The organism is Paracoccus fontiphilus, assembly GCF_017356265.1.
Taxonomy (GTDB): Bacteria; Pseudomonadota; Alphaproteobacteria; order Rhodobacterales; family Rhodobacteraceae; genus Paracoccus; species Paracoccus fontiphilus.
The window spans coordinates 56322-79688 of record NZ_JAFNAW010000002.1 but is presented as its reverse complement, the minus strand read 5'-3'; the positions used below and the strand labels follow the sequence as shown (position 1 = coordinate 79688).

27 protein-coding genes are annotated in these 23367 nt (G+C 66.5%); 14 read left to right on the top strand and 13 right to left on the bottom strand.

The annotated features are described in order from the left end of the window. The first annotated feature begins 32 nt into the window (after positions 1-32). The gene (gene xth / locus J0F76_RS01490) at positions 33-818 is read left to right on the top strand and encodes an exodeoxyribonuclease III (protein ID WP_207464956.1); all 786 of its coding nucleotides are present in this window, start codon (positions 33-35) and stop codon (positions 816-818) included. On the opposite strand, the gene J0F76_RS01485 is transcribed toward xth, so the two are convergent. Next, positions 815-1702: a cation diffusion facilitator family transporter gene (locus J0F76_RS01485; protein WP_207464954.1), complete on the bottom strand. Its 888-nt coding sequence runs from the start codon at positions 1700-1702 to the stop codon at positions 815-817. The genes xth and J0F76_RS01485 overlap by 4 nt on opposite strands. A 116-nt stretch (positions 1703-1818) precedes the next feature. Here J0F76_RS01485 and J0F76_RS01480 point away from each other — a divergent pair, with 116 nt between their 5' ends. Beyond that, positions 1819-2145 carry a YnfA family protein gene (locus J0F76_RS01480; RefSeq protein ID WP_242689907.1) on the top strand — a complete coding sequence of 109 codons (327 nt, stop codon included), beginning with the start codon at positions 1819-1821 and terminating at the stop codon, positions 2143-2145. A 3-nt stretch (positions 2146-2148) separates the two neighbouring features. Here J0F76_RS01480 and J0F76_RS01475 read toward each other — a convergent pair whose 3' ends face one another. Genes J0F76_RS01475 through J0F76_RS01470 form a run of 3 tightly spaced genes read right to left on the bottom strand, consistent with a single transcriptional unit; the run spans position 2149 to position 4351 of the window. Continuing rightward, complete coding sequence (locus J0F76_RS01475; RefSeq protein WP_207464950.1) at positions 2149-2490, bottom strand: hypothetical protein; 342 nt, start codon at positions 2488-2490, stop codon at positions 2149-2151. Further along, entirely contained in the window at positions 2490-2618 is a 129-nt protein-coding gene (locus J0F76_RS21125) for a hypothetical protein (RefSeq protein WP_278250391.1), read from the bottom strand. The genes J0F76_RS01475 and J0F76_RS21125 overlap by 1 nt, the downstream gene beginning before the upstream one ends. Next, positions 2615-4351 (bottom strand): extracellular solute-binding protein, encoded by a 1737-nt coding sequence (locus tag J0F76_RS01470; RefSeq protein ID WP_423227356.1) that lies wholly within the window; start codon positions 4349-4351, stop codon positions 2615-2617. The genes J0F76_RS21125 and J0F76_RS01470 overlap by 4 nt, the downstream gene beginning before the upstream one ends. Positions 4352-4742: 391 nt before the next feature. On the opposite strand from J0F76_RS01470, the gene J0F76_RS01465 reads away from it, so the two are divergent. Further along, on the top strand, positions 4743-5525 hold the full coding sequence (locus tag J0F76_RS01465) for a 3-hydroxybutyrate dehydrogenase (protein ID WP_207465103.1): 783 nt from the start codon (positions 4743-4745) through the stop codon (positions 5523-5525). Between the two features lie 34 nt (positions 5526-5559). Here the strand turns inward: J0F76_RS01465 and J0F76_RS01460 are convergent, their stop codons facing one another. Together J0F76_RS01460 and J0F76_RS01455 are read right to left on the bottom strand one after the other, a co-directional pair. Further along, positions 5560-5943: a host attachment family protein gene (locus tag J0F76_RS01460; RefSeq protein ID WP_207464946.1), complete on the bottom strand. Its 384-nt coding sequence runs from the start codon at positions 5941-5943 to the stop codon at positions 5560-5562. A 46-nt stretch (positions 5944-5989) separates the two neighbouring features. Then, entirely contained in the window at positions 5990-7192 is a 1203-nt protein-coding gene (locus J0F76_RS01455; protein ID WP_207464938.1) for a pyridoxal phosphate-dependent aminotransferase, read from the bottom strand. Positions 7193-7288: 96 nt separating this feature from the next. Here J0F76_RS01455 and J0F76_RS01450 point away from each other — a divergent pair, with 96 nt between their 5' ends. Together J0F76_RS01450 and J0F76_RS01445 are read left to right on the top strand one after the other, a co-directional pair. Then, entirely contained in the window at positions 7289-7579 is a 291-nt protein-coding gene (locus J0F76_RS01450) for an FAD assembly factor SdhE (RefSeq protein ID WP_207464936.1), read from the top strand. 128 nt (positions 7580-7707) lie between these two features. Next, complete coding sequence (locus J0F76_RS01445; protein WP_207465101.1) at positions 7708-8208, top strand: MarR family winged helix-turn-helix transcriptional regulator; 501 nt, start codon at positions 7708-7710, stop codon at positions 8206-8208. A gap of 12 nt (positions 8209-8220) precedes the next feature. Here the strand turns inward: J0F76_RS01445 and J0F76_RS01440 are convergent, their stop codons facing one another. From J0F76_RS01440 to J0F76_RS01420, 5 genes are all read right to left on the bottom strand, one after another. After that, positions 8221-8649 carry a VOC family protein gene (locus J0F76_RS01440; RefSeq protein WP_207464934.1) on the bottom strand — a complete coding sequence of 143 codons (429 nt, stop codon included), beginning with the start codon at positions 8647-8649 and terminating at the stop codon, positions 8221-8223. Between the two features lie 66 nt (positions 8650-8715). Next, the gene (locus J0F76_RS01435) at positions 8716-9195 is read right to left on the bottom strand and encodes a dihydrofolate reductase (RefSeq protein WP_207464932.1); all 480 of its coding nucleotides are present in this window, start codon (positions 9193-9195) and stop codon (positions 8716-8718) included. A gap of 3 nt (positions 9196-9198) precedes the next feature. Beyond that, a complete protein-coding gene (locus J0F76_RS01430) occupies positions 9199-10032 on the bottom strand; it encodes a thymidylate synthase (RefSeq protein WP_207464930.1) in 834 nt (277 codons plus the stop codon). A 1-nt stretch (position 10033) separates the two neighbouring features. After that, positions 10034-11992: a DNA topoisomerase IV subunit B gene (gene parE, locus J0F76_RS01425; protein ID WP_207464928.1), complete on the bottom strand. Its 1959-nt coding sequence runs from the start codon at positions 11990-11992 to the stop codon at positions 10034-10036. 73 nt (positions 11993-12065) lie between these two features. Then, the gene (locus J0F76_RS01420; protein ID WP_207464927.1) at positions 12066-12725 is read right to left on the bottom strand and encodes a glutathione S-transferase family protein; all 660 of its coding nucleotides are present in this window, start codon (positions 12723-12725) and stop codon (positions 12066-12068) included. 120 nt (positions 12726-12845) lie between these two features. Between J0F76_RS01420 and J0F76_RS01415 the strand changes: the two genes are divergently transcribed. From J0F76_RS01415 to ccoS, 6 genes are all read left to right on the top strand, one after another. Then, positions 12846-13514 carry a DUF1007 family protein gene (locus J0F76_RS01415; RefSeq protein ID WP_207464925.1) on the top strand — a complete coding sequence of 223 codons (669 nt, stop codon included), beginning with the start codon at positions 12846-12848 and terminating at the stop codon, positions 13512-13514. Beyond that, on the top strand, positions 13511-14398 hold the full coding sequence (locus J0F76_RS01410) for a nickel/cobalt transporter (RefSeq protein ID WP_341351545.1): 888 nt from the start codon (positions 13511-13513) through the stop codon (positions 14396-14398). The genes J0F76_RS01415 and J0F76_RS01410 overlap by 4 nt, the downstream gene beginning before the upstream one ends. Positions 14399-14481: 83 nt before the next feature. Further along, positions 14482-16032, top strand: coding sequence for a cytochrome c oxidase accessory protein CcoG (gene ccoG / locus J0F76_RS01405; protein WP_207464920.1), 1551 nt, complete (start codon positions 14482-14484; stop codon positions 16030-16032). A gap of 1 nt (position 16033) precedes the next feature. Next, complete coding sequence (locus tag J0F76_RS01400; protein ID WP_207464918.1) at positions 16034-16498, top strand: FixH family protein; 465 nt, start codon at positions 16034-16036, stop codon at positions 16496-16498. 1 nt (position 16499) lies between these two features. Further along, entirely contained in the window at positions 16500-18692 is a 2193-nt protein-coding gene (locus J0F76_RS01395; RefSeq protein WP_207464916.1) for a heavy metal translocating P-type ATPase, read from the top strand. Positions 18693-18704: 12 nt separating this feature from the next. Then, complete coding sequence (gene ccoS, locus J0F76_RS01390) at positions 18705-18866, top strand: cbb3-type cytochrome oxidase assembly protein CcoS (protein ID WP_154763514.1); 162 nt, start codon at positions 18705-18707, stop codon at positions 18864-18866. A 64-nt stretch (positions 18867-18930) separates the two neighbouring features. Here the strand turns inward: ccoS and J0F76_RS01385 are convergent, their stop codons facing one another. Further along, positions 18931-20622, bottom strand: a complete 1692-nt coding sequence (locus tag J0F76_RS01385) for a serine hydrolase (protein WP_207464914.1) — start codon at positions 20620-20622, stop codon at positions 18931-18933. A gap of 170 nt (positions 20623-20792) precedes the next feature. On the opposite strand from J0F76_RS01385, the gene clpS reads away from it, so the two are divergent. Genes clpS through J0F76_RS01370 form a run of 3 tightly spaced genes read left to right on the top strand, consistent with a single transcriptional unit; the run spans position 20793 to position 22923 of the window. Then, positions 20793-21110 (top strand): ATP-dependent Clp protease adapter ClpS, encoded by a 318-nt coding sequence (gene clpS / locus J0F76_RS01380; protein ID WP_207464912.1) that lies wholly within the window; start codon positions 20793-20795, stop codon positions 21108-21110. 2 nt (positions 21111-21112) lie between these two features. Next, positions 21113-22117, top strand: a complete 1005-nt coding sequence (locus J0F76_RS01375; RefSeq protein ID WP_341351543.1) for a class I SAM-dependent methyltransferase — start codon at positions 21113-21115, stop codon at positions 22115-22117. Then, positions 22117-22923 (top strand): SDR family NAD(P)-dependent oxidoreductase, encoded by an 807-nt coding sequence (locus J0F76_RS01370; RefSeq protein ID WP_207464908.1) that lies wholly within the window; start codon positions 22117-22119, stop codon positions 22921-22923. The genes J0F76_RS01375 and J0F76_RS01370 overlap by 1 nt, the downstream gene beginning before the upstream one ends. Before the next feature lie 3 nt (positions 22924-22926). On the opposite strand, the gene J0F76_RS01365 is transcribed toward J0F76_RS01370, so the two are convergent. Continuing rightward, positions 22927-23346: a hypothetical protein gene (locus J0F76_RS01365; RefSeq protein WP_207464905.1), complete on the bottom strand. Its 420-nt coding sequence runs from the start codon at positions 23344-23346 to the stop codon at positions 22927-22929. Positions 23347-23367: the final 21 nt, after the last annotated feature.

Here is a 23367-nt window from a genome sequence, read left to right as displayed (position 1 = left end):
CAATCGCTGCGCCGTCGCCCATGATCCGGCCCATGAAAATCGCGACATTCAACATCAACGGCGTCAAGGCCCGCATCCAGGCGCTGACCGACTGGCTGGCGGGATCGGCGGCCGATCTGGTCGTCCTGCAGGAGATCAAGTCCGTGGACGAGGGTTTTCCCCGCGCCCATTTCGAGGATCTGGGCTGGACGGTGGAAACCCACGGCCAGAAGGGCTTCAACGGCGTGGCGATCCTGTCGAAGCTGCCGCTGGAGGACGTGACGCGCGGCCTTGCCGGCGACGACACGGACGAACAGGCCCGCTACATCGAGGCGACGGTGGTGGGCGCGCAGGCGGTCCGCATCGCCGGGCTGTATCTGCCCAACGGCAACCCCGCGCCGGGGCCGAAATACGATTACAAGCTGGCCTGGATGGAGCGCCTGCGCCAGCGCGGGGCCGAACTGCTGGCCAGCGAGATGCCGGTGGTGATGCTGGGGGATTTCAACATCATCCCCGAGCCGCGCGACGCCGCCCGACCGCAGGCCTGGGTGGATGACGCGCTGTTCCTGCCGGAAAGCCGCGCGGCCTTCCGGCGGATCGTCAACCAGGGCTGGACCGATGCCGTGCGCATCCGCGACCCCTGGGCCACGCGCGGGCCGTTCACCTTCTGGGACTATCAGGCCGGGTCATGGTCCCGGGACGACGGCATCCGCATCGACCACCTGCTGCTGTCGCCGCAGGCAGCCGACCTGCTGGTCGAAACCGGCATCGACAAGGAAGCCCGCGCGGGTGAAAAGCCCAGCGACCACGTTCCCGTCTGGGTGCGGCTGGCCGCCTAGAGAACCAGCACGCCCGAATGCTTGGCCTTGTGTTCAGGTTCGACATGGATGGTGATCTGCGCGTCGTCCAGGCGGCGCTTCAGTGCGGCCTCGATCCGGTCGCAGATCGCATGGGCCTCGGACACCGAGGTTTCGCCGTCCACCACCAGATGGAAGTCGATGAAGGTCATGCTGCCGGCATGGCGGGTGCGCAGGTCATGCGCCTCGATCGCCCCATGCGCCTGGTCCGAGATGGTGCTGCGGATCGCGTGCAACGTATCGTCCGGCACCGCCTGGTCCATCAGCCCGCCCAGCGAAGCGGTCATCACCTTCCAACCGGACCACAGGATGTTGACCGCGACCGCCGCCGCCAGGATCGGGTCCAGGATGGCGTGGCCGGTGACGATCGCCAGAAGGACCCCCCCGATCACCCCGATCGAGGTGACCACATCCGACAGCAGGTGCCTGCCGTCAGCGACAAGGGCGGGTGATTTCAATCTGCGGCCCTGGTTCAGCAGCACCCAGCACCACCCCGCATTGATCGTGCTGGCGGCGACGTTGATGAGCAGCCCCTCGACCGGGGCATCCAGCGCCTGCGGCTCCATGATGCCGCGAAAGGCTTCCTCCAGGATCAGCAGGGCGGCGACGATGATCATCACGCCTTCCAGTACGGCGCTGAGGAACTCGGCCTTGTGATGCCCGTAGGGGTGGCCCTGGTCCGCAGGCCGCTGGGCGATGCGGATGGCGATCAGCGCGGCCAGGGCGGTCGCGACGTTGACCGTGCTTTCCAGGGCGTCGGACAGCAGCGCAACCGAGCCCGTCACCCGCCAGGCCAGCGTCTTGAGCCCCAGGACGACAATCCCGACCACGATGCTGCCGACAGCGATCTTCACGGTGCGGTTCATGGCGACGGTTCCCTGATCATGCCTTTCCGTCGGGGTGCATCTGACAGACCCCGGCGCTTGTTGCAACTGGAAAGGGCCGTGGACGCTGCGGGCAGGTTGCGGTATCCGGCGACGTGATGCAGACCGTCGCCCTCTATATCCTTGCCGCCCTGGCGGAAATAGCCGGATGCTTTGCATTCTGGGCCTGGTTCCGGCTGGGGCGGTCTGCGCTGTGGCTGGCGCCTGGAATGGCGTCTCTGGCGCTGTTCGCGTGGCTGCTGTCGCTTGCCCCGGCAGATCACGCCGGACGCGCCTATGCCGCCTATGGCGGCGTCTACATCGCCGCCTCGCTGTCATGGTTGTGGCTGATCGAGGGGCGGCGGCCCGATCAGTGGGATCTTGCGGGCGCCGCGATCTGCCTGGCGGGCGCAGCGCTGATCCTGTGGGGGCCGCGCGGCGTCTGATCCCTAGTTGTCGCCGTCGTTGGGATACTCGTCATCGTCCCCGAAGCGGGCGTCGTCGGAGTATTCGTCCTCGCCCTCGTTGACGTATTTGCCGCTCAGCGCGATCGAGTGATTGTCGTGGTTGGGGTCCATGACCACGTCCGAGGGGATTTCTCCGGCAAGCCATTCGCGGACTTCCTCGCGGATCTCGGAGGCTTCCTGGCCGGTCGCCTCGGCGAGGTAGGCCACGAAGGCGCGCTGATCGCCGTCGATTTCATCCAGGTCGGCTTCGTCGACATCAGGCCATTTCTCGACGATGGCCTCGTAGAAGGCGGCCCAGTTTTCCTGCACGTGGTGCCATTTCATCAGTAGCCGCCTCCCATCGACGATTGCGCCCAAGTTGCGATGCCGGTGATGTCTTCTCCGACCCCGGCAACCGTGTTGCAGCCAGCCAGCAAACCGCAGGCCAGCAATGTGACCATCACTGCTTTCATTCCTCTGCCTCCTGCCACCAAAGCTCGGGCATGAAGCCCGGCCAATCTCCGTAGAGTGGCGTTGTTTGGACAGGATACCGCAGGTCCGCCGCATGAGCCAGCCGCGAGACCGGCGAGTATCCCACCGGTATCACGTAACGCCCGGCAGTCAGGATTCGATCCAAGGCACGGACCGATGAGGTAAAATCAGCCTCGGATTCGGAATTCACCATCTCGGCGATCACGGCCTCGGCAGCGGGGCTTTTCATCCCCATCCAGTTGCGGCTGCCCGGCTGGTCGGCGGCGGCTGATCCCCAGTAAAGCAGCTGTTCGTTCCCCGGCGACAGCGAGAGCGCGCGTTCATACCAAGTCATGTCGAACTGAAAGGCGTTGGTGCGCTGCACGAACTGCGCCGGGTCCAGCAGCGTGATCCGCGTCTGCATCCCCAGATTCCGCAGCGCCTGGACATAGATGTCGGCGATCTGCTGGGTTTCCGACGCGGTCCGCATGGCGGTGCCGGACTGGTTCAAGAGGATTTCGAAGGCGAAGGGCCGGCCCTCGGCGTTCTGCAGCACGCCGTCGCGCACCGTCCATCCCGCCTCGGCCAGAAGCTGTATGGAACGGCGCAGGCCGGCGCGGTCAAGGGCGCGGTCCGACCCCTCGGGCAGGGTGTATCCCTCGATGGTTCCCGGCGGCAGCTCGGCGGCGAAGGGCTGCAACAGCTCCGCCTCGTGCCCCGTGGCGGGGCCGGGCAGCATCGCCAGGTCCGAGTTCGCGAAATACGAGGTGATGCGCTTGTCCTTGCCGCCGTTCAGCGTCGCGTTGATGAAGCGGAAGTTGAACGCCTCGATCATGGCCTGCCGCACGCGCCAGTCGGCAAACAGCGGATTGCGGGTGTTCATCACCAGGCCCATGATGCCGGAGGGGCGGGCGTGCGGGATCTCGGCCTTGACGGCGTCGCCCCGCTGGATCAGGGGAAAATTGTAGTCACGGTCCCATTTCAGGGCAGAAAGTTCCCGCCAGACCGTGACCTCGCCCGCCTTGAAGGCCTCGAACATGGCATTGGCGTCGCCGAAGTAGTCATAGCGGATGACGTCAAGGTTGTTGCGACCGCGGTTCACCGCAAGGTCGCGGCCCCAGTAATCGGGATTGCGCCGGAACGTGATCGAGCGGCCGGGATCAACGGCGTCGACCAGATACGGCCCTGATCCGATCGGCGCCTCGAGGCTCGACGCGGAAAAGTCCTTGCCCTGCCACTGGGCCTTCTTCAGGACCGGGCGCATTCCCATCAGCATCGGCAGTTCGCGGTCCTTTTCGCTGAAGGTGATGCGAAGGCTGCGTTCTCCGGTCTGTTCCATCGATGCGACCTTGGACCAGGCGCCGTGATAGCGGGGATGCCCCTGCGTGCCCAAGGTCTCATAGGACCACATTACGTCCTCGACGGTGACGGGCGTGCCGTCGGAAAACCGCGCTTCGGGCCGCAGCGTGAATTCCACCCAGCCGCGGTCCGGCGCGACATCCACGGATTGGGCAAGCAGCCCGTAAAGGGTAAAGGGCTCGTCCAGGGTCCGGTACATGAGGGTTTCGGTGACATGGACCCCCACCGCCCAGGCGGCATTGCCTTTCAGAACCCAAGGCTTCAGCGAATCAAAACCGCCGGGTTCGGCCAGACGAATCGTTCCTGCCCTGGGCGCATCCGGATTTGCATAGGGCAGGACGGTGAATCCCTCCGATAGCGCCGGTTCTCCATACATGGCAAGGGCGTGGGACGGTTCGGCCCATGCTGAAAGCGGCATAGATGCAACACCTGAAAAAGCCCCGAAAATCAGGGGCAAAGCGCGCATAGTCGCGGATTTGTTAAGGTTTCTTAAGATTTGCATTGCCCGACCGCTCGATTTTTTTGTTTTCGGTACAATTTCAACAAACTCGGATGAAGATCGTCAATGGCAGGTGAGACTTATTCGTTGGACTCTGGCGGGCATTGGCGTATAAATACCTTACTGCTCGATAGGTTTCTTGCCTGTATGAAACCTGCCTCATGACTAGCGCCCGCCTTGTGCGGGCGTTTTTTTTTGCCCATTCTGCGGCTGCAAACCGGGCCATCGACAATGCCCGGACATGACGATCAGCGATGGTGGAGGGGCGATGTTCGAGAAGTTTCTAAGGGGTAGAACGGCAATCGTGACGGGTTCTAACTCGGGTATCGGCCTGGGCGTGGCGCATCGGCTGGCCCGGGCGGGCGCCGACATCGTGCTTAACAGCTTCTCGGACCGCGAGGAAGATCATGCGCTTGCCCGGAAACTGGCTGAGGAACATGACGTAAGCGTCAGATATATAAAGGCCGACATGTCAAGAAGTGACGAATGCCGCGCGCTGATCGGGCAGGCGGGCCGCTGCGACATCCTGGTCAACAACGCCGGCATCCAGCATGTGGCGGCGATTCCCGACTTTCCGACCGACAAGTGGGATTCGATCATCGCCATCAACCTGACCTCGGCCTTTCACACGACGGCGGCGGCGCTTCCGATGATGCGCAAGGCCGGTTGGGGGCGGATCGTCAACATCGCCTCGGCGCACGGCATGACGGCAAGCGCCTACAAGTCGGCCTATGTCGCGGCGAAGCATGGTCTGGTGGGATTCACCAAGGTGACTGCGCTGGAAACCGCCAAGGAGCAGATCACCTGCAACGCGATCTGCCCCGGCTATGTCCTGACGCCGCTGGTCGAGGCGCAGATCCCGGACACGATGAAGGAATACAACATGACGCGCGACGAGGTGATCAGGAACGTCATGCTGGAACGTCAGCCGTCCAAGGAATTCGCCACGGTCGAGCAGATGGGGGACACGGCCGTCTTCCTGTGCAGCGACGCGGCGGCCCAGATCACCGGAACGACGATCAGCGTGGACGGCGGCTGGACGGCGCAATAGCGCCGCCCTGAACAGGGGGCGGCGCAGGGGCGGATCAGGCCAAGGCGTCCTCGATGGCGCTCAGGTCCGAATTGGTCAGGTTCTTGGCGATTTCCTTGCGCAGGCGGAACTGCAGTTCCTTGTGATACCGCTTGCGCAGGATTCCCAGCGTCGACGGATCGGCAATCACCACGATATCATCGAACTTGTGCTTCAAGGCCATGGCGTTCAGGTGATCGGCCAACTGGCTTGCAAAAGTCGCGGCATCCTCGCCGCCGGGAACGATGGCCGGCGCGCCGTCGTCCGTCTTCTGCTGGTCCAGGCTCTCGGGCGTAAGCCGCTCGGCCTCGGTCAGGTCGATCCCGTGCTTGGCGCTGTTGCGGAACAGCGTTGCGGAATGGCCATCGGCCACGACGACCATTGCATTGTGGTTGAGCATTCTTGTCTCCCTTGTGCCTGTCGCGACTAACGCGCGGGCCAAAGGGTCAGTTGCAGCCCTCGCAAAAGCGGCGGATCCGGCCCACGGCTTCCGTCAGCTGCTCGTCGCTGGTGGCATAGGAGATGCGGAAATGCGGGCTGAGGCCGAATGCCGCGCCAAAGACGACCGCCACGCCGGTTTCCTCCAGCAGCGCATTGGCGAAGGCCTCATCGTCGGAAATGCGGGTTCCCGCGGCAGACGCCTTGCCGATCAAGCCCCTAATCGAGGGGTAGACGTAGAAGGCCCCTTGCGGGGTCGGGCATTCGATGCCGGGGCAGGCGTTCAGCCCGGCGACCACCAGGTCCCTGCGGCGCTGGAACACGGCACGGCTTTCGGTGACATAGTCCTGCGGCCCGGTCAGCGCCGCCTCGGCCGCGTATTGGCTGATCGAGCACGGGTTCGATGTCGATTGCGACTGCAGCTTCGCCATGGCCTTGATCAGTGCCTCGGGCGCGGCGCCATAGCCGATGCGCCAGCCGGTCATGGCATAGGCCTTGCTGACGCCGTTCATGGTCAGGGTCCGGTCTTTCAGGCGCGGCTCGACCTGAGCGGGAGTGACAAATTCGAAGTCGTCGAAGACCAGATGCTCGTAGATGTCGTCGGCCAGAACCCAGACCTGCGGGTGACGCAGCAGCACATCGGTCAGCGCCTGCATGGCCTTGCGATCATAGCCGGCGCCGGACGGGTTCGACGGCGAATTCAGGATCAGCCACTTGGTCCGGGGCGTGATCGCGGCCTCCAGCGCCTCGGGGGTCAGGCGGAAGCCCTGGTCCAGGCTGCATTCGACAATGACCGGCTTGCCGCCCGCCAGCAGCACCATGTCGGGATAGCTGACCCAGTAGGGCGCGGGAATGACGACCTCGTCCCCCTCATCCAGCGTGGCCAGCAGCGCGTTGAACAGGATCTGCTTGCCGCCGGTGCCCACGGTGATCTGCGAAGGGCCGTAGTCCAGCCCGTTCTCGCGGGCGAACTTGTCGCAGATGGCGCGCTTCAGCGACGGCGTTCCGTCCACGGCGGTATAGCGCGTGTGGCCTGCATCGATGGCGGCCTTCGCGGCGTCGCGGATATGGGCAGGGGTATCGAAATCCGGCTCGCCCGCGGACAGGCTGATGATATCGCGTCCTTCGGCCCGCAGCGCGGCCGCACGTCCGGTCATGGCGATCGTGGGCGAGGGCTTGATTCGGGACAGGCGGTCGGACAGAAAACCCATGGGCGGCCCTCGGCGGTTTGAACGGCGGTCCCGCATGGCTTATGCTGCCGGATCACGAACGACAAGCGCGCCGTCGCGCCCTGGAAGGAACGACACATGTCCGAAACAGCCGAGATTCGCCTGCGCCGCCTCAAGATGCGCAGCTGGCGGCGTGGAATGAAGGAAATGGACCTGATCCTGGGCCATTTCGCCGATGGCCCCCTGGCCGAGCTTTCCCTGCAGGATCTGGATGCCTACGAGGCCGTGCTGACGGAAAACGACCAGGATCTGTACCTGTGGGTGACCGCCCGGATCAATGGCGGCGACAATCGCGGGCCGGCGGGTCTTTCGCCCATGCTGGACAGGATCGCCGAACATGCGTCGCACCGGCTGAAGCCCGTTCGCTAAAATTTTCTCCAATATCTACGACAAGTTGCGTTGCATTAACTGAAGATTTTGGATTTTGGGGCAATGCTGCGGTCATGAGGAACAAATCAGGACCGCGAGACGCCATGATTTCCCCCGCACCGCGCGACATGCGCCCCCAGGCCGACGTTCAGGCCCTGCCTGACTTGGCGGACACGACCGAATCCTATCTGGAAACTCTCCAGCTTCTTGAGCGCCTGCACCGGCTGATGCTGGATCTGGTCAAGGACGAATTCGAACGCCTTGGCCAGCATGACCTGACCCCGGTGCAGGCGATGATCCTGTACAATCTCGGTGAATCCGAGGTGTCGGCGGGCGAGTTGCGGTCCCGCGGCATGTATCAGGGGTCGAATGTCAGTTATAATCTGAAGAAGCTGGTGACGATGGGCTATGTCCATCACGAACGCAGCGACATGGACCGCCGGTCCGTGCGGGTCAAGCTGACGGGCGAAGGCCAGGCGATCCGCGACATGGTCCACCGGCTGTTCCTGCGCCATGCCGAAGGCCTGGCGATGTCCGGCGTGCTGGAGGACCCGCCCTTGGAGCAGGTGAACCTGCAAAGCCGCCGGATCGAGCGGTTCTGGCTGGAGCAGATCCGCTATATCTATTGACCGGCGGCGGCCTTACCAGTTGCCGGTGTTTTCCATGCTGGCCCAGGGTTCGGCCGGGGGCAGGTGGTCGCCTTCCTGCAGCAGCTCTATCGAGACATTGTCGGGGCTACGCACGAAGGCCATGTGTCCGTCGCGCGGCGGCCGGTTGATCGTGACCCCGGCGTCCATCAGCCGTTGGCACATCTCGTAGATGTTGCCGACGCGATAGGCCAGATGGCCGAAATGGCGGCTGTCCGAGGGCAGACCGTCATCACCGTCCCAATTGTGGGTCAGTTCGACCGGACACTCCGGCTGGCCCGGCGGGGCCATGAAGACCAAGGTGAAGCGGCCCTTGTCGTTGTCGATGCGGCGCGTTTCCTCCAGCCCCAGCAGCTTGAAGAAGGCCATGGTCTTGTCCAGGTCCTTCACGCGGACCATCGTGTGCAGATAGCGGATGTTCATGGGGCTCTCCTTGTCGTGCCGCGGATTGCCGGCAGCTTGGCATGGCGCGCCGCAGGGTGCAAACCGCTAGCGGCGACGCAGGTATTCGAACAGGACGCAGCCTGGATCGGCCGCGCGCAGGGGGACGGAGCCGAGGCAGTGCCAGTCGTTTCTGTCGAAGTCGGGAAAGAAGGCGTCGGCATCCGGCACGGCCACGTCCACCTGGGTCAGCAGCAGCCGGTCCGCCAGCGGCAGCAGCGCGCGATAGATGCCCGCCCCGCCGATGCCATAGACGCGCCGATGCCCCGCCTGATGCGCGTGATCGACCGCAGCTTCTGGCGAGGGGAAGACCTGCTCGGCAACTGCCGGGTCCGATGACACGATCAGGTTCAGGCGGTTCTTGAGCGGCCTGAACGGTAGGCTTTCCCAGGTCCTGCGGCCCATGACGACCGCGCCGCCGGTGGTTTCGCGCTGGAAGAAGGCCAGATCCTCGGGCACGCGCCAGGGAATGTCGTTGTCCTTGCCGATGGCGCCGTTGCGGTCGCGGGCTGCGATCAGGGTCAGCATCGGTCAGACCGCGACCGGGGCCTTGATGGCCGGATCAGGGTCATAGTTCAGCACCTCGAAATCCTCGAACCGGAAATCGAAGATCGACGGGACATCGCGCCGCACGCGAAGCTGGGGCAGGGGTTTCGGGCTCCGCGCAAGCTGGGTCCGCACCTGGTCGAGGTGGTTGGAATAGATATGCGCATCCCCGATGGAGTGGATGAAATCCCCCGGTTCATACCCGGTCACATGCGCCAGCATCACCTGCAGCAGCGCATAGGAGGCGATGTTGAAGGGCACGCCCAGGAACATGTCCGCCGACCGCTGGTAAAGCTGCAGGTGCAGCTTTCCTGCCAGGATGCGAACCTGCCACAGCGTATGGCAGGGCGGCAGCGCCATGTCGGGCACATCGCCCGGGTTCCAGGCCGAGACGATCAGCCGTCGAGAGTCCGGCGTCTTGCGGATCGCCTCGACCAGATCGGCGATCTGGTCGACATGGCCCGCGAAGAACAGCGGCTGTCCATCAGCATCCATCCCGCTGGGCACCAGCGTCGGGAAGCGGCGCCATTGGTGGCCATAGACGGGGCCCAGGTCGCCGCTCTCGTCCGCCCATTCGTCCCAGATCGAGACGCCGTTGTCCTTCAGGTAGCGGATGTTGGTGTCGCCCGACAGGAACCACAGCAACTCGTGGATGATCGACTTCAGGTGCAGCTTCTTGGTCGTCACCAGCGGAAAGCCGTCGGCCAGCGGATAACGGCATTGCAGCCCGAAATGGCTGATCGTGCCGGTGCCCGTCCGGTCCGAACTTTCGTGCCCTTGTTCCAGAACCGCCCGCAGGGCGTCATGGTATTGCCGCATCTCACACGTCCAGTTCTTCGGCGAAGCGGGCATTTTCCTGGATGTATTCGAAGCGCAGTTCCGGCTTCTTGCCCATCAGGCGTTCGACCAGATCGCCGGTTTCGCCCCCTTCGTCGTCGTCGATGCTGACCCGGATCAGCTTGCGCGTCTTGGGGTTCATCGTGGTGTCCTTCAGGTCCTTGGCGTCCATCTCGCCCAGGCCCTTGAAGCGCTGCACGTCGATCTTGCCCTTGCCGCCCAGGCCCTTGGCCAGCATCCGTTCCTTCTCGGCGTCGTCCGCGACATAGATGCGATGCGCCCCCTGCGTCAGCCGGTAGAGCGGCGGGCAGGCGAGATACAGGTGCCCCTTGTCGATCATCGGCCGCATCTGGGTAAAGAAGAAGGTCATCAGCAGCGACGCGATATGGGCGCCGTCCACGTCGGCATCGGTCATGATGATGACCTTGTCATAGCGCAGGTCGTCGACGTTGAATTTTGAGCCGATACCGACGCCGAGCGCCTGGCACAGGTCATTGATTTCCTGGTTGGCGCCCATCTTGCTGGACGCCGCCCCCAGCACGTTGAGGATCTTGCCCCGCAGCGGCAGCAGGGCCTGGTTGGTCCGGTCGCGCGCCATCTTGGCGCTGCCGCCCGCGCTGTCGCCCTCGACGATGAACAGCTCGGTCCCGTCGCGGTTGGTGGCGCTGCAATCGACCAGCTTGCCCGGCAGGCGCAGCTTCTTGGTGGCCGTCTTGCGGGCGGTTTCCTTTTCCTGCTTGCGGCGCAGGCGTTCCTCGGCCCGCAGGACCAGGAAGTCCAGGATCGCGCCCGCCGATCTCGTATCCGCCGCCAGCCAGGTGTCGAAATGGTCGCGCACGGCGTTTTCGACCAGGCGCGCGGCCTCGGTCGTGGCAAGGCGGTCCTTGGTCTGGCCCACGAATTCCGGCTCGCGGATGAAGCAGGACACAAGGGCGCAGCCGCCGGTCAGCAGATCCTCGCGCGTGATCTGGGCTGCCTTCTTGTTGCTCACCCGCTCGCCATAGGCGCGCACGCCCTTCAGGATCGCGGACCAGAAGCCCGCCTCATGCGTGCCGCCCTCGGGCGTGGGGACGGTGTTGCAATAGGACTGGATGAAGCCGTCGCGCGAGGGCGTCCAGTTGACGGCCCAGTCCACCTTGCCCGGCGCGCCTTGGCGGCGGAAATCGACGCTGCCCGCGAAAGGGCGGTCGGCATAGGTGCTGGCGCCGTGCAGCGTCTCGGCCAGGTAGTCGGCAAGGCCGCCGGGAAAGTGGAAGGTCGCCTCGCGCGGCGTCTCGCCGTCGTCGATCTCGGATTTCCAGCGGATTTCGACGCCGCTGAACAGATAGGCCTTGGACTTCACCATCTTCAGCAGCCGCGCGGGCTTGAAGCGGTGATGGCCGAAGATCTCCTCGTCGGCGTGGAAGGTCACGGTGGTGCCGCGCCGGTTGGGGGCAGCGCCGATCTTCGCGACCGGCCCCTGCGGGATGCCGCGGGAAAACCGCTGCTCGAACAACTCCTTGTTGCGCGCGACCTGAACGATCATCACGTCAGACAGCGCGTTCACGACCGAGGCGCCGACGCCGTGCAGGCCACCCGAGGTCTGGTAGGCATCGCCCGAGAACTTGCCCCCCGCGTGCAGCGTGCACAGGATCACCTCCAGCGCAGACTTTCCGGGGAACTTGGGGTGCGGGTCGATGGGAATGCCGCGGCCGTTGTCGCGCACGACCACGCTGTAATCCGCCAGCAACTCGACCTCGATGCGGCTGGCATGGCCCGCCACCGCCTCGTCCATCGAGTTGTCGAGGATTTCCGCCACAAGGTGATGCAGCGCGCGTTCGTCGGTCCCGCCGATATACATGCCGGGGCGCTTGCGCACGGGCTCCAGCCCCTCCAGCACCTCGATCGAGGCGGCGGAATAGCTGTCGGTCGCGTCAACGGCGGAAAGAAGGTCGTCGGCCATTTGTGTCTGCTCTTGTTCTTCGGTCGGCTGGGGGGACTATCTCATGGCAGGGAACAAAAGGGCAAGGCGCCCTTCATTCCGGCTCGGCGTTGCGGGCGTCCCACATCTTTCGGAAGGCGGGTCTGGCCTGGCATCCCTCCAGCCAGGCCATGGTCGCGGGGAACTGGGTCATCAACTCGCCATAGCCTTGCGCATAGCGCAGCACCTCGGCCATGTTGATGTCGGCCACGGTGAAGCGGTCGCCCACCAGATGGGGATGGGTGGCCAGGTGGCCCTCGACCACGGACAAGGGCCGGACCAGCCGTTCGGCGGCGTTGGCGACAAGCGCCTGATCCTCGCCCGACTGCAGGCGGGTGCGGGCGTGCAGGAACAGGATGGTCAGGGCATCGGGCTCGATGCTGGTCGCGGCGTAGAAGCTCCACTGCATCATCTGCGCGTCCTCGGCCAGGCCGGCGGGGGCGAGGGTGCCGCCATGCTTGCGCGCCAGATACAGGTTCGCCGCCAGAGACTCGGACAGGACCAGGCCGTCATCCTCGATCACCGGGATGGCGCCGGCGGGCGACAGCGACAGGAAGGCGGGCGAATGCGTGTTCAGCGGCGCATCGGGCGCGTCGGGAAAGGGCAGGCGATAGGCCTGGATCACGGGAACCTGCCGGAACTCCAACCCGATCTCGTGGCAAAGCCAGATGATGCGCGAGGCGCGCGAGCGCGTGACGCCATGAATGGTCAGCATGAACAACTCCTTCTCTCGCGGCCACGTTACGCGGGCGGCCCCATGGCGGAAAGCGGCAAGCGTCATTTGCCAAAGCCGGGCAGGTTGCCTTAGACCGCACCAAACCGACCGGGAATCGACATGCTGCCGCGCCTGACCCTTGCCGCGACCTGCCTTTGCCTGTGGCCCCTGGGCGCCACGGCCCATCCGCACGTGTATATGGATGCAAGGCTGGGCCTTGTCTATGACGCGCAGGGGCGATTGGCGGCGGTCGATGTCGAATGGGCCTATGACGAGCTTTATTCGCTGCTGATCGTCAGCGATCTGGGCCTCGACCCGGATGGGGACGGTGCCCTGACGGCCCAGGAACACGCGGCATTGCAGGGCTTCGATGCCGATTGGGAGCCGGGCTTCGACGGCCGGCTGTTCCTGCAGGCGGCTGGCCAGCGCGTCGCGTTGGCAGGGCCGGAAGACTTCAAGGCCGAGTATCGCGACGGGCGCGTCGTCTCGCGTCACCGCAGGCCTCTGGCGCAGCCGCAGGATGGCGCGACCCCCCTGGTCGTGCAGGCCTACGATCCCGAATTCTATGTCGATTTCACCGTGCCGGAGGCGCCTGGGGTCACGGGGCGCGGTGATTGCACCGTCGCCCTGGAACCGGGCGATCCCGCGGCCGCCCCCGACGCCTATCGCCGGGCCCTGAATGCAGCCCTTGCCCAGCCCGGCATGGAGGAGGAAATGGTGATCGTCGACATCGGTGCCGCCGGTGCCGAGGTCATCCGGGTTCAATGCGGCGAAGGGCGGGGCTCGTGACCGGCCGTCGCGGGCTGGCCCTGGCAGGATTGGCTGTCGCCCTGCTGGTCGCGGCGCTGTGGTTCAGCGGGGCCTTGTCGGGTCTCGAGGTGTGGGCCGCCGCCCGCCAGCGAGAGGCGCAGGCGATGATGGCAGGCGCCTTGCGGCGCCTGCAGGCAGGGCAGCCGGGCGCAACGCTGGCCCTGCTGGGCATCTGCTTCGGCTATGGCGTCGTCCACGCAGTCGGGCCGGGCCACGGCAAGCAGCTGATCGGCGGCTATGGCTTCGGCACGTCGGTCAGCGTTGGCCGGTTGTCCCTGTTGTCGATCCTGTCCGCGCTGGCCCAGGCATCGGTGGCCGTCGTCCTGGTCTGGTCCGGCGTCACCCTGCTGGACTTGTCCCGAGAGGCGCTGACCGGCCTGGGCGAGGATGCGATGGGTGACCTGGGCGCCGTCCTGATCGGGTTGGTCGGGCTGTGGCTGGGTTGGCGCGGGTTGCGCCACCTTGTGCGCCGTGCGCGGCACCATCATCACGACGCCTGCGGCTGCGGCCATGCGCACGGCCCGACCGCGGCCGAGGTCGCGGAGACCCGCACGTTGCGCGATGCGCTGATCCTGATCGCGGGCATTGCGGCGCGGCCCTGCACGGGGGCGATCTTCCTGCTGATCCTGACATGGCGCATGGACATCTTCGCGACCGGCGCGGCCGGGGCCATGGCGATGGGGCTGGGCACCGCCTGCGTTTCGGTCGGGGTTGCGGTCCTGGCGGTCTGGGCGCGCCGGGGATCGCTGGCGCTGCTGCCCGCAGGCGGGACGGCGGCCGGGATCGGGTCATGGCTGCCGGGCGTGATGCAACTGGCGGCCGGCGCCGTCATCGCGGCCGTGGCGGCGGCAATGGTGTGGTGACGGCCTGCATTTGATGCAGGTCAAGGAATCCCCCGCCCGGCCGGTCTAGACCGGACGGCGCGAAACAGGAGCGATTCTTCAAAATGTCCAGCCCAGAGTTGGACCCCCCGAGCCTTTATGCAGCGCGCGAGCCGATCTTCCCGAAGCGCGTCAAGGGGCGGTTCAGAAACCTCAAGTGGGTCGTCATGGCAGTGTCCCTGACGATCTATTACGTCATGCCGTGGATCCGCTGGGACCGGGGGCCGTCCATGCCCGACCAGGCGGTCCTTGTCGATCTTGCCAACAGGCGCTTCTTCTTCTTCTGGATCGAGATCTGGCCGCACGAATTCTATTTCGTCGCAGGCCTTCTGGTCATGGCGGGCCTGGGACTGTTCCTGTTCACCTCGGCGCTGGGTCGGGTGTGGTGCGGCTATGCCTGCCCGCAGACCGTCTGGACCGACCTGTTCATCCTGGTCGAACGCTGGATCGAGGGGGACCGCAACGCCCGCATCCGCCTGCACCGGCAGAAATGGGACGGGCAGAAGATCAGGCTGCGGGCGGCGAAGTGGGCCGTCTGGCTGGTCATCGCGCTGCTGACCGGCGGCGCCTGGATCTTCTATTTCACCGATGCGCCGACGCTGCTGCGCAACCTTCTTGCCGGTCAGGCGCATCCGGTCGCCTATACCACCATGGCGATCCTGACGGCGACGACCTTCCTGTTCGGCGGCTTCGCGCGTGAGCAGATCTGCATCTATGCCTGCCCCTGGCCGCGCATCCAGGCCGCGATGATGGACGAGGACACGCTGACCGTCGCCTATCGCGAATGGAGGGGAGAGCCGCGCGGCAAGACCAACGTCCGCCACCGCAGCCCCGCCGTGGCCGAAAAGGCGGCGGCGACCAGCCACGCCGCCGGACCTGCCGCCGGCGGCCACTATCCGCCCGTTCCCTATCCAAGCGTGCGCACGGGCGTCGGCGGGCCCATCCCCGTCGATTCCGCCGGTGACTGCATCGACTGCATGGCCTGCGTGAACGTCTGTCCGATGGGCATCGACATCCGCAACGGCCAGCAGATGGAATGCATCACCTGCGCGCTGTGCATCGACGCCTGCGACGAGATCATGGACAAGATCGGCAAGCCGCGCGGGCTGATCGACTACATGGCGCTGAAGGACGAGACCGCCGAACGCGCCGGGGCCAAGCCGAAGCCGGTCTGGAAGCACATCCTGCGCCCGCGCACGCTGCTGTATTTCACGCTGTGGTCCGGCATCGGTGTCGCGCTGATCGTCGCGCTGTTCGTCCGCTCGCCGCTGGAACTGAACGTCTCTCCGGTCCGCAATCCGCTGTTCGTCACCATGTCCGACGGCGCGATCCGCAACACCTACGAGGTCCGCCTGCGCAACAAGCAGCACGAGACGCGCGCCTTCAGCTTCGACGTCGAGGGCGGGGACGACCTGACGGTCGCCATCGAAGGCGCGGCCTCGGGCACCATCGACGTTCCCGCGGACGAAACGCTGAGCCGCAGGCTGTATGTCACCGCGCCCGCCGGATCGCCGCTGGCATCCGAGGCGACGACCTCTCTGGATCTGGTCGTCCGCGATGAAACCGACGGGACCACCGCGACGGTCGGCACCATCTTCCACGGAAAGGGCGAATGACATGGTGAAGGAACTGACGGGCCGCCACGTCCTGATCATCACGCTGGCCGCGTTCGGCGTCATCATCGCGGTCAACGTCGTCATGGCCGTCCTGGCGGTCGGCAGCTTTCCGGGGCTGGAGGTGAAGAACAGCTATGTCGCCTCGCAGCAGTTCGACCGGGAACGGCAGGCGCAGCAGGATCTGGGATGGACCGCCAGGGCCAGCTATGACGGCGCCGAACTGGTGGTCGAGATCGTGGACGGGCAGGGCAGGCACCCGATCCTGCGCGACTTCTCGGCCACGGTGGGGCGGCCGACGCACAAGCGCGCGGACGTGACACCGGATTTCTCGGTCGCGGGCGGCGTCTACCGCGCCGCCCTGGACCTTGAGCCGGGCAGCTGGAACATCCACGTCCAGGCCGTAGCCGAGGACGGGACGCCGTTCCGCCAGCGGCTGGACCACTATGCCGGGGCACGGGTGAACTGACATGGCCGACCTGACCGCATCCGGCTTCAGCGCCTGTCCCGCCTGCGACGCCGCCCCCTTGGCGCAGCGCCTCGCCGACCGGGCCGAGGTTGCCGACGGCACCTTGATCCTGTCGCTGCCCACCGCCCACTGCGTGACCTGCATCACCGATGTGGAAACCGCGCTGCTGGCCCATCCGGGCGTCCGGCACGCGCGCGTGAACCTGACCCTGCGCCGGGTCACGGTCGATGCGCCCGGCCTGGCCGCCGATGACCTGATCCCCGTCCTGGCGGGCGTGGGATACGAGGCGCACGAGCTTGACCCCGACGCGCTGTCGGCCACCACCGCCGACCGGCAGGGCCGCGACCTGCTGATGCGGATCGGCGTGTCGGGCTTTGCGATGATGAACATCATGATCCTGTCGGTCGCCGTCTGGTCCGGGGCCGAGGCCGCGACCCGCGACCTGTTCCACTGGATCAGCGGCGCCATCGCGCTGCCCACCGTCTTCTTCGCGGGTCAGCCCTTCTTCCGCAGCGCCTGGGCCGCCATCCGTGTGGGCAGGCTGGGGATGGACGTGCCCATCTCGCTGGCGCTGATCCTGGCCAGCGCGATTTCGGTCTACGAGACGACGCAGTCGGGGCACCATGCCTATTTCGACGCGGCGGCGATGCTGTGCTTCTTCCTGCTGATCGGCCGCTACCTGGATCATCGCACCCGCGCCATCGCGCGATCCGCCGCGGCCGAGCTGACGGCGCTGGAGGTGCCGCGGGCAACGCTGCTTCTGCACGGGGCCGAGCAGGTCGTGCCGGTCGCGACCCTCCGGCCCGGCGACCTGATCCGCATCCGCCCCGGCGCCCGCGTCCCTGCGGATGGCGAGATCACCGAGGGCCGGTCCGAGATCGACCGCGCCCTTTTGACCGGCGAGACACTGCCCGTCCCGGCCGCCCCCGGCCAGATGCTGTCGGCGGGCGAGGTGAACCTGACCGGCCCCCTGACCCTGCGCGTGACGGCGGCAGGGCGGGATTCGTCCCTGGCGCGGTTGACGGCCCTGGTCGAGGCCGCCGAGGCCGCGCGGGGCCGCTATACCTCGCTGGCGGAGCGCGCCTCGCGCGCCTATTCGCCAAGCGTGCACCTCATGGCGCTTTGCAGCTTCGCAGGATGGATGTGGGCGACCGGCGACCTGCGCCTGGCCGTCAACATCGCGGCGGCGGTGCTGATCGTGACCTGCCCCTGCGCCCTGGGCCTTGCGGTGCCGGCCGTCGCCACGGCGGCGTCCGGGCGCCTGTTCCGGCGCGGGCTGCTGATCAAGGACGGCACGGCCCTGGAACGCCTGGCCGAGGTCGATACGGTCGTCTTCGACAAGACGGGAACCCTGACCCTGGGGCGCCCGGTGCTTGTATCTGCCGCCCCGCTGTCGCAAGACCTCCGCCCCGTCGCTCGCGCCCTGGCCGAGGCGTCGTCCCATCCCCTGTCGCGCGCCCTGGTCGAAGCCCTGGCCGACCAGCCGAACGCCCGGCTCTCCGACGTGGCCGAGCATCCGGGCTTCGGCGTCTCGGCCCGCTGGCAGGGGCGGACGGTCCGGCTTGGCCGGGCCGACTGGCTGGGCGTCAGCGATGCCGACGAGGACAGGCCGACCAGTGCCACCTGGCTGGCTGTCGAAGGGCAGCCGCCGGTCCGGCTGGAGTTCACCGACGAACTGCGGCCGGGGGCGGCGGACTGCGTGGCGATGCTGCGCAAGGCACGGATGCGCGTGGTGCTGATCTCGGGCGACCGGCGGGCGGCCGTTGCCGATCTGGCGGCGCGGCTCGGCATCGACGATTACCATGCCGGGGTCGATCCGCAGGGGAAAGAGGCGATGGTGGCTGACCTGGCCGCGCAGGGCGCGCGCGTCCTGATGGTCGGCGACGGGCTGAACGACACGGCGGCGCTTGCCCGCGCCCATGCCTCGATCTCGCCCGCAAGCGCGCTGGATGCCGCCCGCGTCGCCAGCGACATGGTCCTGACCGGCAGCGGCCTTGCCCCCGTGGCCGAGGCCGTGGCGACCGCGCGCCGCGCCACCCGCCGCATCCGAGAGAACTTCGCCATCTCGATCGCCTACAACATCGTCGCGGTGCCGCTTGCCGTCGCGGGCATGGTGACGCCGTTGATCGCGGCCTTGGCAATGTCGCTCAGTTCGATCACCGTGACGCTGAACGCCTTGCGCCTGCGCGACTGAAAGGAACCGATCATGGAGATCCTGTCGATCCTCATCCCCGTGTCACTTGGCTTGGGCGCCGCCGGCCTAGTCGCCTTCATCTGGGCCTTGCGGTCCCGGCAGTTCGAGGACCCCAAGGGCGATGCCGAACGGATCCTGTCGGACAAGTGGGACGACCGGCCCCGGCCAGATTGAGGAACACGGCATGAAAAAGGGGCGGAGATCACTCCGCCCCTTTGTCGTTGTTGTCGCGAAAGGCTTACTGGCCCACCACTGCGCATTCCTGTGACCGGCTGGCGAAGCGCTCGCAGACCAGCTCGGCGTTGGCCTTGGTCAGGTTCGCGAAGCTGGGCTGGAAGCCGCGCTTGGTATCGGCCACATGGCGCGCGGCACCTTCCAGAACGGCTCCGTCCTGCAGCGCGCTGCGCAGCAGCAGCCGCTCGGCCTCGACCTTGGACTTGAACATGCCCAGGGTGACGCCCCAGCCGCGCCCGCTGTTGGCCGGGCGGGACACGATCTCAAGCGCCTCGGGCTCGGCAAGGTCGCCTTCGCCCATCGCGGCAAGGATCACCGTCTCGGACCGCGGTTTCGGAGCGGGCGACGCCAGAAGCGAAAGCGACGCGCTGCCATCCTGCGGAACCGCTTCGGCCACCGCGCGGGCAATGGCATCCGGATCGGCGCCGTTGCCGGCGACCGCTGCCGTGCTGGCGGAACGGGACCGCGGGGCCGGGGCAGGGCGGACCGACTGCGACAGGACGGCGGCGGCAAGGCTGGCGGACGGAGCAGCCTCGGGTGCAGCCTCGGCAACGGCCGCGGCGGCCTTGCCGGGGCGACCCACCGGCCGCGCGCTGGCGGCAAGGGACAGCCCGCCTGTCGGTTCCGGTTCTGCGGACGCCACGGCCCGCGTCGCCGGCGCGACGTCTGCGGTCGAGGCAGCGGCGGGACGGCTGACCCGAACGGGCGGGGCAGAGGCGGACAGCACCAGCCGCTGCGGATCGGCCCGGATAGCCGCGGCGCTGGGTTCGACCTGCGCGCGGCGCACGACGCGCGTGGCAAGCAGGCGCGGCGCCTCGGGCCGCACTTCGCGGACGCGGGTGGGAACGCGGGTGAAGCCTGCGTCCAGCAGTTGTGCCATGACCTGGTTGCGATGCGCGGTGGAGGTGCCGCCGAAGACCGTCGCCACCAGCCGCTTGTTCCCGCGCTGCGCCGAGGCGGTCAGGTTGAAGCCCGCCGCCCGGGTATAGCCCGTCTTGATCCCGTCCGCGCCCTGATAGGCATCCAGGAACCGCTTGTTGGTCGAGGCGACCTGCGCGATCCCCGCATCGGCCGAGCGGCGCGAGAAGATGTTGTAATATTGCGGGAAATCATAGAACAGCCGCCGTCCCAGGATGGTCATGTCATGGGCGGTCGAGTAATGCCCTTCCTGCGTCAGCCCGTGGGCGTTGCGGAAGTTGCTGTTGCGCATCCCCAGGGCGCGGGCCATCTGGGTCATCTGCTGGGCAAAGGCTTCCTCGGACCCCGCAAGACCTTCGCCGATGGTGGTGGCGGCGTCATTGGCCGACTTGATCGCGGCGGCGCGGATCAGATAGCGCAGCTCGATTCGCTGCCCGGCCCTGAGGCCCAGCTTGGACGGAGGTTCCGATGCAGCATTGGTCGACACCGGGAACTGCGAATCCAGCCGGACCTGCCCGCGTTCGATCGCGGTGAAGGCCATGTACAGCGTCATCATCTTGGTCAGGGACGCGGGGTGCAGCCGCGTATCCTCGTTTTGCTTGTAGATCGGCTGGCCCGTGCGCGCGTCGATCACATAGGCGGCGAAAGGTGCCGCCGACAGTGTCGCCGGGGCCAGGACGGCCAGCAAGAGCAAAGCCCACAGCCGGGCTGTTTGGGAAAATCGGATCACTGTCGCGGTCTCTCTGCCTCTGGCGGCATGTCGTTTGTCGCATGCCATTGCTTAACCATTGGATAATAGCATGACATTCCGCACCATGTAACCGTTGATTTGCGTTATTTTCCGGCATGTCGCCAAGGCTCTGCCGGGCTTTCATCGGCGGTGAAATCGACTATATTGATCCACGCATGACGATGATCACGACCAGACCGGACAGCATGGCGCATTGGATGACAGACGGTGACGGATCGGACGACCAGGTTGAACTGGTCGTCAAGCCGCGCACGCGAACGCAGCGGCCGCCCATGTACAAGGTGCTGATGCTGAACGACGATTTCACCCCGATGGAGTTCGTGGTTCATGTGCTTGAACGCTTGTTCAACATGACCCATGCCCAGGCGATCGAGATCATGCTGACCGTGCATCGCAAGGGTGTCGCGGTCGTCGGCGTCTTCTCGCACGAGGTTGCGGAAACAAAGGTCGCGCAGGTGATGGAACTGGCGCGACGGCAGCAGCATCCGCTGCAATGCACCATGGAAAAAGAATAGCAGTGACAAAGACACGCCTGTCCCTCGCCTTCCCGGATGGTCATCCCGGAGGGGATTTTCTCGTGATCGGGGCACGGGGAGGCGATGATCTGTCGCCTCTGGAACCCGCGCGCACCCGCATCCGGCAGGGCAACTTTCCCGATCACCGCGCGCTGTCCGACCGCGGCTACGCCGTGGCGCCCGAGGTGGAGGGCCGGTTCGACGCCGCGCTTGTCGTGCTGCCTCGCGCCAAGGCGGAGGGGCGCGCGCGGATTGCAGAGTCCGCGGCGCGGCTGCAGCCTGGCGCGGCCCTGTGGGTCGATGGCCAGAAGACCGACGGAATTGATTCCATGCTAAGGGATATGCGGGCGCTGGCTTCGGTGGACGAGGTCCACAGCAAGGCGCATGGCAAGATCTTCCGGGTGACGGTCCCGTCGGGCGAATGGCTGCCGGCCGACTGGACCGCCCGAAAACACGAGGTGGCACCCGGCTTCGTGACGCGGCCGGGCGTTTTCTCGGCGGACGGGATCGATCCCGGCTCGGCGATGCTCGCCGATGCGCTGCCCGACAGGATGCCGACCCGTGTCGTCGACCTTGGGGCGGGCTGGGGCTGGCTTTCGGCGCAGGCTCTTGCCCGCCCGGGGATCGAGACCATCCATCTGGTCGAAGCCGAACATGCGGCGCTTGAATCGGCCCGGGACAACATCCGCGATCCGCGCGCGCAGTTCCATTGGGCGGATGCGCGGGAGTTCACCCTGCGCGAGCCGGTGAACGGCGTCATCATGAACCCGCCCTTCCACGACGGCCGCACCGCAGAGCCCCGGATCGGCGGCGAGTTCATCGCGGCGGCGGCGCGCCTGCTGACCGGGGCGGGACGCCTGTGGATGGTCGCGAATCGTCACCTGCCCTATGAAACCGTGCTGGCGCAGCACTTCGCCCAAGTGCACGAGGTCCGCGGGGACACCCGCTTCAAGGTGATCGAGGCGACGGGCGCAGGCCGTGGCGCGGCGCGCAAGGGCCGCCGCTGATGGGGGGCTCGATCCAGGGCAAGACCGCCATCGTGACGGGCGCCGGGCGCGGCATCGGCCTGGCCATTGCCCGCCACTTCGTGGAACGCGGCGCCTATGTCATGTTCGCGGACGCGGACGAGGCCGCGCTGGCGGCAGCCATGTCTGATTATGACGAGCGTGATCCCCATGTCCGCAGCTTCGCGGGCCGCATGGCCGAGAAACTGGCAACCGCGAACCTGCTGTCCGCGACGCTGGACGCCTTTGACCGGGTCGATATCCTGGTCAACGCGCACCGGATGGTGAAGGTGTCCGACCCGCTGGAAACCGACCTGGATGTGCTTGAACAGTTGCTGCGCCAGAACATGATGGCCGGGCTTCGCATGACGCAGATCGTGGCCAAGCGCATGATCCGGCAGGCCGAGGAGGACCCCGAGGGCGCGTCGGCAGGGGCCATCGTCAACCTGTCCACCCTTGCCGCGCAGCATCCGGTGCCGACGATGCTGGGCTATTCGATCGCCTACGCCGCGCAAGAGCAGGCGACACGCGGCATGGCGCTTGCCCTTGCGCCGCACAGGATCCGCGTGAACGGCATCCGCTTCGGCAGCGTCATGTCGCACGAACTGAAGGATTCGCTGCGCGAGAAGCCCGAGCTGCGCGACAGGATCATCGAGGCGACCCCGATGGGCCGCATCGCCGCCGCCGATGAACTGGTGGAAACGGTGACATACCTGGCAAGCGACGCGTCGCGCTTTGTCACCGGCCAGATCCTGACGGTGGACGGGGGCCGCAGCCTGGCGGACAGGGTTGCCGTCCAGACGGTCTGAGGGTCAGCCCTGATCCTCGGGATAGGCCGCGCGGCAGGCCTGGACTGCCGATGCGGCGCGCTCGCTCAGCGCGGACCTGCGGGCGACCAGGTTGTCGCGCTTGCGCTGCTCGGCGGCGGGATCGATGGGCACGCGATAACGCTCGATATCCACATAATCCCGCCAGCAGGGCTCATAGCCGACGACGGTCCGACCCTCGCGGTCGCGATAATAGGTTCGGCAGTGGGTCAGGCGGTCGCGGACGACCTGCCGTTCCTCCCATGCGTATCCCCGCGCAAGATTGCCCTCGACCTCGGCCAGAAGGCGGCTGACCGTGCGGTACTCGCTTGTGTTGCGGCTGATGCAGCGTTCCTGCGGAGTGCCGCAGGCAGCCACGATCAGGGGAAGGGCGATGATCGCGGCAAGGGCGGTGTTGCGGCTCATGTCGGGTCTCATTACAGCGGG